Source organism: Kribbella sp. CA-245084 (assembly GCF_050942355.1).
Classification (GTDB): Bacteria; Actinomycetota; Actinomycetes; order Propionibacteriales; family Kribbellaceae; genus Kribbella.
Genome location: NZ_CP192053.1, coordinates 671,783 through 686,727, shown reverse-complemented (window position 1 = coordinate 686,727; position 14,945 = coordinate 671,783). Strand labels below are relative to the sequence as shown.

Sequence of the window (14,945 nt, the reverse complement as noted above, 5' to 3'; positions counted from 1 at the left end):
GGACACCCAGTCATCGGACCCGCCGGTCTCGGTGTTACACCATCTGCCCAGTTATCGGACGTGCATCCCGGAACGTGACCAGACAGGACCTAAGCCTCAGCGCAGCACCCGGCGCGGAATCGTGAACCCGTCGCTGCGTCCCTCGAACAACGAGACCGTCATCGCCTCCAGCGCGACCAACGGCGCGACGTTCGCCTCGATCGCTTCGCGGCACATCCCGATCGCGTCGATCCGGCGCACCGTCTGCTCGGGCGTGGTCCGCGCCGCGAGCTGCTCGATGTTCCGATGCAACTCTGCGTTGATCAGCTCACTACCGGATCGGGTCTGCACGACCAGCACATCGCGGTACAGCGCCATCAGATCCACGAGTGATCGGTCGAGCACATCGCGTTCCCAGCGTTTGGCGCGGGCCTTCTGCTGGTCCTCGAGCTCCTTCAGCGCGGCGTTCGCCTCGCGCGGTTTGGCGCCCTTCGTCCCGACGCCGAGCGCCTGCTCGAGCGCGGCCCGTTCCTTCTCGTCGACCTTCTCGGCGCTGGCCTTCGCCTCGACCTTGGCCGCGTCGAGCAACTGCTGCGCCGCCTTCAGGCAGGCTCCGAGGTCCCGCAACGCGAACGGAACCTCGAGCACCTTGTTCCGCCGCTCGCGGACCTCTTCGTCGCGAGCCAACGCCCGCGCCCGGCCGATATGCCCCTGCGCAGCCCGCGCGGCGAACCAGGCCAGATCCTGATCCACCTCGAGCTTGCGGCCCAGCATCTCCGCGACCGCGGCGACCGGCGGCGTACGCAGCACCAGCAGGCGGCAGCGCGAACGAATCGTCGGTACGACGTCCTCGACGGTCGGCGCGCACAGCACCCAAACGGTCCGCGGCGCCGGCTCCTCGATGCTCTTCAGCAAAGCGTCCGCGGCCTGCTCGGTCAGGCGATCCGCGTCCTCGATCACCATCACCTGCCACCGGCCCTGCGTCGGGCTCATCGCGGCCCGGCGGACCAGTTCGCGGACCTCGCTGACCCGGATCGACAACAGCTCGGTCCGGATCAACGACACGTCGGGGTGCGCGCCGCTGAGCGCCGTACGGCATTCGTTGCACTCGCCGCAGCCTTGGTTCGCGCACTGCAATGCGGCCGCAAACGCCCGGCCCGCATTCGACCGGCCCGATCCCGGTGGGCCGGTGATCAGCCAGGCATGCGTCATGCCGGCGACCGCAGCGCCCCGCTCCCCACGCAGCACACCGGCGGCGCCGTCGACAGCCTTCCGCAGTACGGCGACTGCCGGGTCCTGTCCGACCAGGTCGTCCCACACGCTCATAGGCCCACCTTCGGGAGAATCGGCTGGAGACGGGCGCGGATCTGTTTGGCGATGTCCTCGCGGTCCTGGGATGCATCGATGACCAGGTAGTACTGCGGCTCCGCGGCCGCCAGCTCGAGGAACGCGTGCCGCACTCGCTCGTGGAACTCGTCGGACTGGGCCTCGATCCGGTCCCGCTCCTCGAACCGCCCGAGACCGCGCTTCGGTGGCAGATCGAGCAGGATCGTGAGGTTCGGCCGGAGGTCGTCGGTGGCCCAGCGGTTCACCCGCTCGACATCGGACACGTCCAGATCGCGCCCGGAGCCCTGGTATGCCAGCGCGGAGTCGACGTACCGATCGGTGATCACGACGGCTCCCGCCTTCAAAGCCGGCTTGATCACGGAGTCGACGTGCTCGGCCTTGTCAGCGGCGTACAGCAAAGCCTCCGTGCGGTGCGAGATGTCGCCGGTCGCCGGGTCGAGGACGATCTGCCGCAGCGTCTTGCCGAGCTCGGTCGCGCCCGGCTCGCGAGTCAGCAGGACTTGTTGCCCCTGCTCCTCAAGCCATTTCACGAGCAGCGCGGACTGCGTCGACTTGCCGGCCCCGTCGCCGCCCTCGATGGCAATAAACAGGCCCGTGGTCGGGTAGTCACCCCGTGTCTTGCCGAAACTCCGCCGTACGTCGCGCCAGAACGGCACACCCGGGCGGTCGTCCATCTGACGCCAGGCGAGCAGACCGATCACCCCGGCCAGTATCGCCGCCGCGAGCATCGTCATCGAAGCACCGTTGTACGTCGCCGAGTGGCCGCGGATCGTCCACGTATGCCGACCGATCGCACCGGCGGCGAACGGCGCGATCGCCAGCGTGACCGCAAGAACCGTGCGCACGGCGGACTGCACGAACGCGAACGTCCGCCCACGAACGGCATCCGGCACTTCGAGGCCGAGCAACGTGTACCCGGAAACCCACGATCCGCCGGCGCAGAACCCGAGCAGGATCGCGATCATCGTGGCGATCTCGATCTGTTGGATCAACGCCAGCCCGGCCAGGCAGATGCCCGACCCGACCAGCCCGGCCGCGAACAAGCGCCGCCGCGACAATCCGGAGAAGATCCGCGGCGCGAACCCCATCCCCAGCGCCAGACCACCGAAGACAGCACCGAACAGCACGCCATACCCGGGGTCGCCGGCGCCGAGATCCTCGACGTACGTCCGACCCAATCCGATCACGACCGCGCCGGCCGCGAACGCGCCGGAGATGCCGACCACGAGGCCGCGGACCACCGGCGTACCGGTGACGTAGGACCAGCCCTCGACCATCGTCCGCCACAGCGTCGGATGGTCCTCGTGGTCATGGACCGCGCGGCCGATCTCGGAGACCGACACGATCGCGAACGCGGAGACCACGAACGTCGCGGCGTTCACGTACACGGCAAGATCGATGGAGAAATCGCCGGCCCAGCGCGTGACCAGGGTGATCGCGGTGAAGATCACCGCGGCGGGAAGAGCCGTGCCGTACGTCGTGATCAGGCTGACTTGGTTGGCCGCCTCGAGCCGGTGCCGTGGAATCAGGTTCGGCACCGAGGCGTCCTTGGCGGGACCCCAGATCAGGCTGACGATCTCGATCAACACGGTCGCGACCAGCAGCCAGGTCAGCGTGCCGATGATCGGGATCGTGACGAAGAACGCCGCCCGGATCAGGTCGCCGAGGATCATCGTCCATCGCCGGTCCAGCCGGTCCGCGATCCAGCCGGCCACCGGACCCATCACCAGCGCGGGCAGCACGCGCAGGAACAGCACGCCGCCGATCGCGAAGTTCGCCGCCTGGTAGTTGTCGCCGGCGAACGACTTCGCCATCGCGGTCAGCGCCAGCAACCCGATCCAGTCGCCCAGACTCGACAGCCCGAACGCGATCCACAGCCGCCGGAACGCGCGGATCCGCAACACCGCGCGCACATCATGCGCCGGTGCAGGATCGGTCAGCGGGTCGTAAGCCTCCGGCACGCCTAAAGACTAGTGGGCCGCATGGACAGCCTCACGCAGCGCATCCAGCGCCGCCTTCAGCTCACCCGCCGCCAGGTACCCGAACCCCAGCCGGAACACCTGCGGCTCATCCCCGAACCAACCCCCGTCCGCCAGCCGCACACCCCGCTCCGCGGCCGCCTGCTTGAACCGCACGGGATCGACCTTCAACCGCACCACACATAAAGCCCCGGCATCCGGTCGGACCCACTCGACCACATCGGCGTTCTCCTTCACCCAGTTCTCGGCAATCTGAAGGTTCTCCGCCAGCCAGGACCTTCGTACCCCGAGGATCTGGTCCTCCTGCTCGAGCACCCGCACCGCCAACGCCTCACTCAGCGGCGCCGCGGACACAACCGTGCTGAACTTCCCGGTCGTCAACTGGTCCACCAGCTCGTCATCTGTGCTCACGACCCAACCGATCCGCAACCCGGCGGCCCCATGACACTTCGACAGCGAGGCCACCGACACGACCTTCGACCCCAGCGACACCGCGGTCTGCGCGATCGGGTCATCGCCGTACGCCGCGACCCGGTACGTCTCGTCGACCATCAAATACGCGTCCGGGCACACCTCGCCCATCGCGATCACGATCTCCTGCAGGGTTTCCAGCGAGATCGCGACGCCTGACGGGTTCTGCGGAGTCGTCAGGCTGACCAGCTTCGTCTCCGGTGTGAGCTGCGCCCGTACGGCGTCAGCTGTCACGCGGTACCCGTCGTCGAAGGTCAGCGGAACCACCCGCACGTCAGCGCCGAGCGACGCATAGATGTTGCGTGTGTTCGGGAACAGCGGGTTGGTCGTCACGACCTGCCCGCCACGCTCCAGCAGCAGGTAGGACAGCAGGAAGATCCCGTGCATCCCGCCGATCGTGACGACAACCTGATCCGGCCGTACGCCGTGCCGGTCCGCGATCGCGGCGCGCAGCCGCGGGTCACCGGCCGCGGTGCCGTAGCCGAGCTCGAGATCCCCCAGCTCCGGGGTCAGCAGGTCGGCGAGCCGGAGGTCCGGCCCGTAGCTCTCACCCAGCTCGTGCTGGGCCTGCTCGGCGGTCAGGGACACGATCTCGTTGCGCGGAAAGATGGCCATACCTCCATCGTTCTGGGCTTCCACTAGCGACCCCAGAGCCAATCCGGCAGAATTGGTTCGCAGATGAGACCAATCGAGGTAGTCGACCGATTGGGCCGCTGGTCATCCGGCCGCGGCCCGCTGTACCTATTGCTCGCGGCCCGCCTCCGCCACCTGATCGACGACGGCGAACTCCCGCCGGGCGTGCCTCTACCGCCGGACCGGGCCCTCGCCGGTGCGCTGGCAGTCGGCCGTACGACGGTGGTCGCCGCGTACGACCTGCTCCGCGCCGAGGGCCGGATCACTCGTCGACAGGGCAGCGGCACACGCGTGGCCGGCGTACCGTCCGGAGGTCCTGTCGAGGACGCTCCGGTCGACCCGATCTTCATGGACTCACTGGAGGCGCGCGACGGCAACGTACTGCTCGCCGTCTGCGCCGCCCCCGGCGATCCGCCGCCGCAGCTTGCCGAGGCGTTTGTGGAGATCGTGCCGGAGCTCAGTCGGATCAGCGACGACATCGGCTACTACCCGTACGGTCACCCGGCGCTGCGGAAGGCGCTGGCGGCGCGCTACACGGCTCGCGGCGTACGGACGTCCTTCGAGCAGATCATGATCACCAACGGCGGCCAACAGGCCCTGTCATTGCTGGCTCATGCACTGGTGTCACCTGGCGACCAGGTGCTCGTCGAGGCACCGACGTACCCGGGCGCGTTGGAGGTGTTCCGCGAGGAGGGCGCAGTACTGCGTGGTCTGCCGGTCGGACTGGAGGGGTTCGAGTTGGCAGTGCGGGAGCGGCTTCCTGCGCTTGCCTACGTGATCCCGACGTACCAGAACCCGACCGGCTCGGTGATGTCTGCGCTGCCCCGCCAGCGGTTGGCCGGCGCCGGCATCCCACTCATCGAGGACGAGGTGCCGGCGGATCTTGGCTTCCCTGGTGAGGTGCAGCCCACGCCACTGGCGGCGTACTCGGACTCTGTCATCTCGGTCGGCTCACTCAGCAAGAGCATCTGGGGCGGCCTGCGCATCGGCTGGATCCGTGCGTCGACACCCCTGGTCAACCGCCTGGCCCGTCTCCGCGCCGTAAACGACCTGGGTGGCAACGTCCCCACCCAGCTGGCCGCCGTACACCTGCTGCCACTCCTGGACGGTCCTGACCTCCACCACACCCTCAAGTGCCGGCACGACCACCTACACAAGCTCCTCACGCAGGCCTTCCCAACGTGGGACGTCCCGACGGTCACCGGCGGCCAATGCCTCTGGGTCCGCCTCCCGTACGGCGACGGCACATCCTTCGCCCAAACCGCCCTACGCCACGGCCTAGCCATCCTCCCCGGCGCCGGCCTCGACATCACCGGCACCAGCGACTCCCACATCCGCCTACACTTCCGAGCCCCCGAACCAGCCCTAACCGAAGCCGTCCACCGCCTCACCAAAGCCTGGTCCGCCTACCACCCACCCACACACCGCCTACGCCCCCGCCCAACCATCGCGATCTGACTAGCGGGTGTAGAACACAATGTTCTACACTTCATTCATGGACAGCATTCCGGTACGCGAACTCAACCAGCACACCAGCGCGGTGCTGGCACGAGTCGCCAGCGGTGAATCTCTCGAGATCACCGTCAGCGGCCGTCCGGCCGCCCGGCTGGTCCCGATCGACGACAACACGAGCCTCCGGGCCGATCTTATTCGTCGCGGCCGGTTGATTCCTGCCACCGATCGTGGCCCGCTCGTCCTTCCGCCAGGCGAGCCGGATCTGACGATCGACTCCACCGAAGTCATCTCGGATCTTCGCGAGGAGCGTCTGTGATCTTCCTCGACTCAGCCGCGATCGTGAAGATGATCCGCCGCGAGGTGGAAAGTGCGGCACTCGAGGCTTGGCTGGGGAACCAGGAGGACAAGGAACTGGTGGCCTCGTCGTTGGTGCTCACCGAGGTTCCTCGTGCACTGCGCCGATCCGATCCCGGCCGGCTCGCAGCCGTGCCGACCGTCCTGGCCAGGCTCGACCGAGTCCCTGTCGACGACACCGTCCTTGCGACGGCGGCTGCCTACTCAGACCCGATGCTACGAACCCTCGACGCCATCCACCTGGCGACGGCGCAGTCCCTCGTCCTCGAAGGCATCTCTCTGACGGCGTTGGTCACCTACGACAAGCGCCTCCTGGCGGCTGCCGACGACGTGGGCCTGCCGACGGCAGCACCGGGCGCCAGCTGAGCTTCCTCCTACGGATCTCCAGGCCATCACATTCCGCGGGTTCCCGGCGGCCGCCGCGGGGTGGCTGGTCGGCGCGGGATTGTGATGGCCTGGGGATCCAGTCAGCTGGTGAAGCGGAGGGTGAGGGTTGCGGGGGCGGTCTTCAGTTTGTCTCGGTCGGGGAGGGCTGGGCCGCAGGCGGCGGTGCCTACGCCGGTTTGGGCGATGTCGAGGGTGACGTAGGTGGTGTCGCCGGGGATCAGGTCCGGGGTGTGTTTCGCGGACTCGAGGGCTTCGGTGGTCCAGTCGCGGACGGTCAGGCCGAAGAGTTCGTTGACTGCCTCGATGCGTAGACCGTCCAGTTGGGTCCAGCGGGTGTCGATTCGCTGGCCGTTTTCCTGGGGGCGGACGTACGGCGTCTGCAGTTCCGCGACCGTGGCGGAGTACTTGCCGACGGCGGCAGCTTCGCGCGTGTCGAGGTACGCCTCGTTTGGGCCGGTGCCGAACCATTCGACCCGCTCCACCTTCGGCAGCTCGAACGTGATGCCGAGCCGCGGCAGTACCTCCGGGAACAAGCCTTCCGGTACGACGCTGAGCTCGAGCACCACGCCGTTGTCGACGGCCGTCCATCGCCACGTACTACGCAGACCCCACTGCAGCGCCGGCGGAGCGGTCCGAGTCACAACCTCCCAGGCACCGTCACGCTCGCCCTGCGAAACAATCCGGTGCTGCACCCGGTGCAGCCCCTGCTCACGCCAGGCCGCCGCAACCCCCGGAATCGCATCGTTGTCGATGGGCGCCCGCCAAACATCCAACTGAATGTTCTGCAGGCCAGCGATGTTGATGCCCTGCACACCAGCAGTTCCTTCGGCCGGCGAACCAGCAGGAATGACTGCTGCGGGAGCCGGCTCGTCCAGGCGGATCTGGCCCCAGGCAATGCGGTGCCCAGCGTCCGCCCACGAGGTCGCTTCCTTCAGCTCGGCCGTCACGGTGAGCCAGCTCTCCGAGCGTTCACGCTGCTTCAGGACACCAGGCGGGAGCTCGATCGAGACCGTCTCACCTGGGGCGATCGCCGGGACCGGCAAGTTGCCGTCGGCGACCAACTCGCCCTCCGCCTCGACCCGCACCATGAAGTTCAGGTGGCTCGTGTCCAGCACCTCGTAGTGGTTGGTGATCGACACGCGGTTGCCGTCAGCAACGATTCGCAGCGGCTCGATCACCTTGATGTACTCGTGCATACCCGGCGACGGCGTCCGGTCCGGGAACAGCAGCCCGTCGCAGACGAAGTTGCCGTCGTGGATCGTCTCGCCGAAGTCCCCGCCGTACGCGTAGACCTCGCGCCCGTCGATCGTCGTCCGCAGACCGTGGTCGATGAACTCCCAGATGAATCCGCCCTGGCACCGCGGGTACTTCTCGAACACCTCGCGGTAGTCGAGCAGCCCACCCGGCCCGTTCCCCATCGCATGCCCGTACTCGCACAGGATGAACGGCAGATTCCGGTACTTCGAAGTATCCGCCCCGATCTCCGCGCACCCCTCCGGCGAGGTGTACATCCGCGAGTAGATGTCGACGAACTCCGCCTCGGTGTCACGCTCGTAGTGCACCGGCCGCGACGGGTCGAGCTCCTTCACCAGGTCGTACATGTCCTTCAGGTTCGAGCCCATCCCGCACTCGTTGCCGAGCGACCAGATCACGATCGACGGGTGGTTCTTGTCGCGGTGCACGGTACGCCGCATCCGATCGACCAGATCGTCGCGGAAACGCGGATCCATCACCGGGTTCGGCAGCTTCGGCGGCTGCGGCTCGTACCCGAACCCGTGCGACTCCAGATCGCACTCGTCGATCACGTACAACCCGTACTCGTCGCACAGCGACAGGAAGTGCGGGTGCGGCGGGTAGTGGCTCGTGCGGACCGCGTTGATCCCGGCCCGCTTCATGATCAGTACGTCGTCCAGCATGTCCTGCTCGGTCAGCGTGCGACCCCGGTCCGGGTGGAACTCGTGCCGGTTGACGCCGTTGAACAGCACGCGATTGCCGTTGACCGTGAAGATCCCGTCGACGACCGCGACAGTGCGGAACCCGATCCGCAGCCGCACCTCGCCGCCCGCGGTCCGCAGTACGGCGTCGTACAACCGCGGCACCTCGGCGCTCCACGGCTGCACGCCGTCGATGCGCACATGCTCACCCGTCGCCACCGAGAGGTCCAGCTCAGGCACCGAAACAGTGCCGGGTACGTCGGACTCGACCAGCAGCGTGCCCGCGCCGTCGATGTGGTCCCACGCGGCCTTGACGAAGACGTCGGTCGGCGCGTCCGGACGGAGTGCGAGCAGGTTGACCTCGCGGAAGATCCCGGACAGCCACCACATGTCCTGGTCCTCGACGTAGCTGCCGACCGACCACTGGTGCACGCGGACCGCGATCCGCGCTTCCTTGCCCGGGGCAACCAACGAGGTGATGTCGAACTCCGAGGCCAACCGCGACCCCGACGACCAGCCGACCTCCGAGCCGTTCACGTGGACCGCGAACCGCGAGTCGACGCCTTCGAACCGCAGCACGATCCGCGCGCCGTCCCAGTTCGCCGGCACCGTCACGGTCCGGACGTAGTCGCCGGTCGGGTTGTCGGTCGGCACGTACGGCGGCTCGAGCGGGAACGGGTAGACCACATTCGTGTACGCCGGGGCGCCGTACCCGCTCAACTGCCAGTGACCGGGGACAGCGATCGTGTCCCAGCCGGACGTGTCCGGGTCCTTCAGGTCGTCCGGCGCGTCCGCGACCGTCGGCGACAGGCGGAAGCTCCAGTCCCCGCTGAGCGCCAACCGCCCGGAGTCGTCGTCCAGCCAGGCGCGCGGCGCCAGCACGTTCTCACCGGAGGCAAAGTCCTCGACATAGGTCACAGCCCCCGACCTTAAGCCAACTCTGTTCATGAATCCACACCGATGAACAGATATGGACAGCGGACCTCACGGCCGGCAGTTCTTGCACACTCCGACGAGGGCCACCTGCTCGGGGGCGAGGTGGAAGCCGAGCTCGCGAGCGAGCTTCTTCCGCGCCGATTCGAGGACGTCGCCCGGCGCGTCGTACACCGTGCCGCACTCCGAGCAGCGCAGGTGCAGGTGGCGCGGGGCCAGATCCCCGGCCAGGTGGTACGTCGTACCGGCGCGCCCGAGGTGGACGTGCGTGACGAGACCGAACTCACCGAGCGCGTCGAGCGCCCGGTACACGGTCGCGCGGTGGATCCCGGGGCGCAACTGCTCGGCCCGCTCGCCGATCTGCTCCGCGCTCAGGTGCTCCTCGGTCCCGGCGAGCACCTCGACCACCGCGAGCCGGGCGGGCGTGACCCGCTCGCCCCGCTCCCGTAACCGCTGCGCGCTGACCTCAACAGCACTCGTCATCCGCGCGCTCCTTTTGCGATTGCGTCTCGTCCTGGCTTGCGGCCACCTGCAGGCCCGAACCCAATGTACTTTCCGGGTACTACGTCTCACACCTGGGGGAACTCCGATGAGTGACCAGTCGAACGCAGTCGCCCGCCGGGGCGCCGCCGAGCTGCGCGGCGTCGCGCAGAACGTGCAGTACCGCTCCGAGGGCCGCTCCGAGAACGGCTCGGTCCAGGTGCTGACCTTCCGGCTCGCCCAGCACGACAACGTCGGGACCCCGCAGCAGCCCGTACTCGTCGAGCTGCGTGCGACGGCCCTCGAGGGTCAGGTCGTCGACGGCGAAGAGGTCACCGTCACCGGGAAGTGGCGCAGCGGACGCATCGTCGCCAAGGAGATCGTCAGCCAGTCCACCGGTGCCGCGGTTCGCGCCCGGCGGCCACCCTTGTGGGTGGCCGTGCCGGTCGCGATCATCTTCGCCGCGTTCTTCGCGTTCGTGCTCTACTTCGTCGTCCGCGGCTTCAGCAGCTTCGGCGGCTGACGCCCGTCAGCTCTTCTTGGCGGGCGCCTTCTTGGTCGTCGTCTTCTTGGCGGTGGCCTTCTTCGCCGTCGTCTTCTTGGCGGCGGTCTTCTTGGCCGTCGTCTTCTTCGCAGTCGACTTCTTCGCGGTCTTCTTCACCGGGCCGCGGGCTCGCTTGTCCGCCAGCAGCTCGGCCGCGCGGAGCAGCGAGATCGTCTCGACCGCGTCGTCCTTGCGGAGCGTCGCGTTCGTCTCCCCGTCGGTGACGTACGGGCCGAAACGACCCTCCTTCACCACCACCGGCTTCTTGGACTCCGGGTCCTCACCCAGCTCCTTGAGCGGCGGGGCGGCAGCACGGCGACCGCGCTGCTTCGGCTCGGAGTAGATCTTCAGCGCCTCGTCGAGCGTGATGTCGAACATCTGCTCCTCGGTCGCCAGCGACCGCGAGTCCGTGCCCTTCTTCAGGTACGGCCCGTAGCGTCCGTTCTGCGCCGTGATCTCGTCGCCCGACTCCGGGTCCTTGCCGACCACGCGCGGCAGCGACAGCAGCTTCATCGCGTCCTCGAGGCCGACGTTCTCCAGCGTCATCGACTTCAGCAGCGACCCGGTCCGCGGCTTGGCGCTCTTCGGCGCGTCCTCCGGCAGCACCTCGGTCACGTACGGCCCGAAGCGCCCCGCCTTGGCGACGACGCGCAGGCCGGTGTCCGGCGCCGTCCCGAGGTCGAGCTCGACGCCCGACGGCTGGGCCAGCAACTCGTGGGCCTTGTCGACGGTCAGCTCGTCCGGCGGCAGGTCCTCCGGCACGTTCGCGCGCCGCTCGTCCTTGTCCTCGACGTACGGCCCGTACCGGCCGACGCGGAGCACGATCCCGGTGTCGGCGCCGCCGACCGGGAACGTCGACATCTGCCGGGCGTCGATGTCGCCGAGATCGGTGACCATCGACTTCAGGCCCTCGAGCTGGTCGTCACCGAAGTAGAACCGCGACAGCACGCCCTCGCGCTGCAGGTCACCGGCCGCGACCTCGTCGAGCACGTCCTCCATCGTCGCGGTGAACGCGTAGTCCACCAGCCGGGTGAAGTGCTCCTCGAGCAGCCGGACGACCGCGAACGCCAGCCAGGCCGGAACCAGGGCCTGACCCTTCTTGTAGATGTACCCGCGGGCCACGTTGGTGCCGAGGATCGTCGCGTACGTCGACGGGCGTCCGATCTCGCGCTCTTCCATCTCGCGGATCAGCGTGGCTTCGGTGTAGCGCGCCGGCGGCTTGGTCTCGTGCCCGGACGCGACCACCTCGGAGGCGGGAAGTACGTCGCCCTCGGTCACGTCGGGCAGCCGCGTCTCCTGGTCGTCCGTCCCGGCGGACGGGTCGTCCGCGCCCTCGACGTACGCCTTGAGGAACCCGTGGAAGGTGATCACCCGGCCGGATGAGGTGAACTCGCACTGCTCGCCGGTCGATGCGGTCGCGTCGATCTTGATCGAGACGCTGTTGCCGACCGCGTCCCGCATCTGGGACGCGATCGTCCGCATCCAGATCAGCTCGTAGAGCCGGAACTCGGTGCCGCTCAGACCGGTCTGCGCCGGTGTCTGGAACGTCTCGCCGGCCGGCCGGATCGCCTCGTGCGCCTCCTGGGCGTTCTTCACCTTGGAGGTGTAGACGCGCGGCTTGTCCGGCAGGTACGACGCGCCGTACAGCTCGCGGACCTGGGCCCGGGCGGCGGTGATCGCGGTGTCCGACAGCGTCACGCTGTCGGTACGCATATAGGTGATGTTGCCGTTCTCGTACAGCCGCTGGGCGACCTGCATGGTCTGCGACGCGGACATGCCGAGCTTGCGGCCGGCCTCCTGCTGCAGCGTGGTCGTCCGGAACGGCGCGTACGGCTTGCGCGTGTACGGCTTGGACTCGATCGACCGGACGGTGAACTGCGACTCCCGCAGCGCGCCGGCCAGCGCGGTCGCGGTCGCCTCATTCAGATGGACGGTGTTCGCGCCCTTGAGCTCGCCGACCGAACTGAAGTCGCGGCCCTGCGCCACCCGCTTGCTGTCCACCGAGACCAGGCGGGAGGGGAAGAGTCGCGGGTTCCGGTCCTCGCCGGCGTCCAGCGTTGCGTCGAGATCCCAGTACGAGGCGCTGCGGAACGCGATCCGCTCGCGCTCCCGGTCGACCACCATCCGGATCGCGACCGACTGCACCCGGCCCGCCGACAGCCGCGGCATGACCTTCTTCCACAGCACCGGGGAGACCTCGTACCCGTACAGCCGGTCGAGGATCCGGCGCGCCTCCTGGGCGTCGACCAGGTCCTCGTCGATGTCCCGGGCGTTGCCGACCGCGTCCTGGATCGCCTTCGGCGTGATCTCGTGGAAGACCATCCGCTTGACCGGGACCTTCGGCTTCAGCTCCTCGAGCAGGTGCCAGGCGATCGCCTCGCCCTCGCGGTCCTCATCTGTCGCCAGGAAGAGCTCGTCGGCGCCCTTGAGCAGGTCCTTGAGCTTACGGATCTGCGCCTTCTTGTCGGCCGGTACGACGTACAGCGGGTCGAAGTGCTCGTCGACGTTCACACCCAGGCGTGCCCACGGCAGGCCCTTGTACTTCGCCGGGATCTCGTCCGCCCCGCTCGGCAGGTCACGGATGTGGCCGAAGCTGGACTCCACCACGTACCCGGACCCCAGGAAGCCGGCGATCATCCGCGCCTTCTTCGGCGACTCGACGATCACCAGACGGGTCCCGGCCGCTGTTTTGGTCCCTGCTGCCCCTGCCACTGCGCTCCCTACTCTCGTCCTGCCGACATCGCGCCCGCCCTCAACTCTGTTCCCCCGGGCACAGACCGACCCCACCCGAGGACAGAGTACGGCCGACGGCAACGCATTTCTCAACGCACGGTAACCGGTGCCCTCCCCCTCATGCATCGTCACCGCGCGTCGCGATGCCGCCACGGCAGCGTGGCGAACCTCAGTCGAGAGTACGCCGACTCAGCGCACGAACTGAACTTCCGGGAACTTCGGAGAGCCACCGCGGAGCAGAAGCGACGGCCGGCGACGCAGCGTCTGGTCGAAGAATGCAGCGATGTACTCGCGCTGCGCCAGTACGCTCCGATCCGGTTTCGCGCTGCCGACGAGCGCCTTCATCACCGAGGTGATGATCGGGTCCTCGCCGTAGATGTCGTGGAAGAGCTGGGAGAAGATGAACTGGTAGTCGGTGAACGCTTTCTGCTTGGTGCCGGCCAGCGCCAGGTTGAGTTTGCCGCCGCGCTCCGCCTTCCAGAAGCTCGCCCAGGACGCGTCGTAGTTGTCCCCGGCCGGATCGGTCCGCTGGGTCTCACCCGAGCCGAACAGCAGGAACGGCCGGTCCAGACCACGTTCCGCGACGTCGCCGAGCGGTCCCTTCGCCCGGTCGTCCTGGAGGGTGCCGTCGAGGTCGATCCCGGCCGAGATCCGCTGGTCCTGCAGCATCGTGTTCGCGGTCGCGTAGCCGCCGAGCCCGATACCGAACATGCCGACCTTGCGCAGGTCGAGCCCGTCCGCGAGGTCCTTCGGAAGATCCTTGCCATCGGCATCGACCTTGCGGCCGTCGGCCATCCGCTCGAGCTGATCCAGGACGAACCGCGCGTCCGCGGTCCGCGTCTCGACCGCCGCCCGGATCTGGTCCGCACCGGGCGGCTCCGACTCGGGCGCCCCCGGCAGGAACCGCCCGCCGGGGAACTCCACCGGCGTCTCGTGCGAGTGGTCGATCGTCACCACGACGTACCCACGGCTGGCGAGATCCTCGACCTGTGCGGTGTTCACGAACCGGCTGTACTGAAAACCGGGAGAGAACAGTACGACGGGATGCCGCATCGGTTGCGCCGGTACGTCGACCCGCGCGTGCGTCTCGGTGTTGGCGAAGTCGAACGACCCGCTCGGCAGCGCCAGCCCGTACTCACCCGTCCACGCGTCGTCGACTTCGACCGAGGTCCGCGGCGGCATGTACTTCGCGAACGGTGCCGACCCGAACATCCCGGCCGGGTACCAGAGGCTGATCATCAACTCGCGGTGGCCGCTGGGCATGGTCGGGTCCGGCCGCGACCGGTCGATCAGGTGGACCGCGGTCGTCCCGAGCGCCTTCCGACCGGTCGGCGCCGGCAGCCGGAACTTCACCGGATGGAAGTTCGGGTCGTCCTGCGCGCGGAGCCGGTCCGGCGCGCGGCCTGGCGCGACGCCGGCCGGCGCGTCGGGATCGATCGGGGCGGCTTGCGCCAACCCCGGCCAGGCGGCGGCAACACCCGCCGCGACGCCGGCCGTCAGGCCGGCTCCCAGGAGGTGACGCCTGGTGAAGACGTGACTGCTGGGGCTGCTGGGACGCCGGTTGCTCATGCGACTCATCGTCATCGCCTTGTTTCACCCCGTGATGGCGACACCGTCTCAACTTCGTCACGGGTGACCTGATGACAACGGGTCTCCGGTGCGCTTCACTGTGCACATCTTGTTCATTGATGCGTGAAGTGAGGCACTCGTGAGCAT

At 68.2% G+C, this 14,945-nt stretch carries 11 protein-coding genes; 4 read left to right on the top strand and 7 right to left on the bottom strand.

All coding sequences use genetic code 11. From position 1 onward, the window contains the following. Positions 1-96: 96 nt before the first annotated feature. Genes ACQPYH_RS03445 through ACQPYH_RS03435 form a run of 3 tightly spaced genes read right to left on the bottom strand, consistent with a single transcriptional unit; the run spans position 97 to position 4,391 of the window. Positions 97-1,305, bottom strand: coding sequence for a DNA polymerase III subunit delta' (locus ACQPYH_RS03445; RefSeq protein WP_432886404.1), 1,209 nt, complete (start codon positions 1,303-1,305; stop codon positions 97-99). Further along, positions 1,302-3,287, bottom strand: a complete 1,986-nt coding sequence (gene tmk / locus ACQPYH_RS03440; protein WP_432886398.1) for a dTMP kinase — start codon at positions 3,285-3,287, stop codon at positions 1,302-1,304. The genes ACQPYH_RS03445 and tmk overlap by 4 nt, the downstream gene beginning before the upstream one ends. A 9-nt stretch (positions 3,288-3,296) precedes the next feature. After that, positions 3,297-4,391, bottom strand: coding sequence for a pyridoxal phosphate-dependent aminotransferase (locus ACQPYH_RS03435; RefSeq protein WP_432886395.1), 1,095 nt, complete (start codon positions 4,389-4,391; stop codon positions 3,297-3,299). A 63-nt stretch (positions 4,392-4,454) separates the two neighbouring features. Between ACQPYH_RS03435 and ACQPYH_RS03430 the strand changes: the two genes are divergently transcribed. From ACQPYH_RS03430 to ACQPYH_RS03420, 3 genes are read left to right on the top strand one after another with little or no spacing between them, the layout of a single operon-like run. Next, on the top strand, positions 4,455-5,867 hold the full coding sequence (locus tag ACQPYH_RS03430) for a PLP-dependent aminotransferase family protein (protein ID WP_432886392.1): 1,413 nt from the start codon (positions 4,455-4,457) through the stop codon (positions 5,865-5,867). Positions 5,868-5,904: 37 nt separating this feature from the next. After that, positions 5,905-6,180 carry a type II toxin-antitoxin system Phd/YefM family antitoxin gene (locus ACQPYH_RS03425; protein WP_432886389.1) on the top strand — a complete coding sequence of 92 codons (276 nt, stop codon included), beginning with the start codon at positions 5,905-5,907 and terminating at the stop codon, positions 6,178-6,180. Beyond that, a complete protein-coding gene (locus ACQPYH_RS03420; RefSeq protein ID WP_432886386.1) occupies positions 6,177-6,584 on the top strand; it encodes a type II toxin-antitoxin system VapC family toxin in 408 nt (135 codons plus the stop codon). Before ACQPYH_RS03425 ends, ACQPYH_RS03420 begins: the two co-directional genes overlap by 4 nt. Before the next feature lie 101 nt (positions 6,585-6,685). Here the strand turns inward: ACQPYH_RS03420 and ACQPYH_RS03415 are convergent, their stop codons facing one another. Both ACQPYH_RS03415 and ACQPYH_RS03410 read right to left on the bottom strand, forming a co-directional pair. Then, entirely contained in the window at positions 6,686-9,457 is a 2,772-nt protein-coding gene (locus tag ACQPYH_RS03415; protein ID WP_432886383.1) for a glycoside hydrolase family 2 TIM barrel-domain containing protein, read from the bottom strand. A gap of 66 nt (positions 9,458-9,523) precedes the next feature. After that, positions 9,524-9,955: a Fur family transcriptional regulator gene (locus tag ACQPYH_RS03410; RefSeq protein ID WP_432886380.1), complete on the bottom strand. Its 432-nt coding sequence runs from the start codon at positions 9,953-9,955 to the stop codon at positions 9,524-9,526. A 106-nt stretch (positions 9,956-10,061) separates the two neighbouring features. Between ACQPYH_RS03410 and ACQPYH_RS03405 the strand changes: the two genes are divergently transcribed. After that, the gene (locus tag ACQPYH_RS03405) at positions 10,062-10,475 is read left to right on the top strand and encodes a hypothetical protein (RefSeq protein ID WP_432886377.1); all 414 of its coding nucleotides are present in this window, start codon (positions 10,062-10,064) and stop codon (positions 10,473-10,475) included. Between the two features lie 6 nt (positions 10,476-10,481). Here the strand turns inward: ACQPYH_RS03405 and topA are convergent, their stop codons facing one another. After that, positions 10,482-13,133: a type I DNA topoisomerase gene (gene topA / locus ACQPYH_RS03400; RefSeq protein ID WP_432894326.1), complete on the bottom strand. Its 2,652-nt coding sequence runs from the start codon at positions 13,131-13,133 to the stop codon at positions 10,482-10,484. A 285-nt stretch (positions 13,134-13,418) separates the two neighbouring features. Further along, complete coding sequence (locus tag ACQPYH_RS03395; RefSeq protein ID WP_432886374.1) at positions 13,419-14,798, bottom strand: hypothetical protein; 1,380 nt, start codon at positions 14,796-14,798, stop codon at positions 13,419-13,421. Positions 14,799-14,945: the final 147 nt, after the last annotated feature.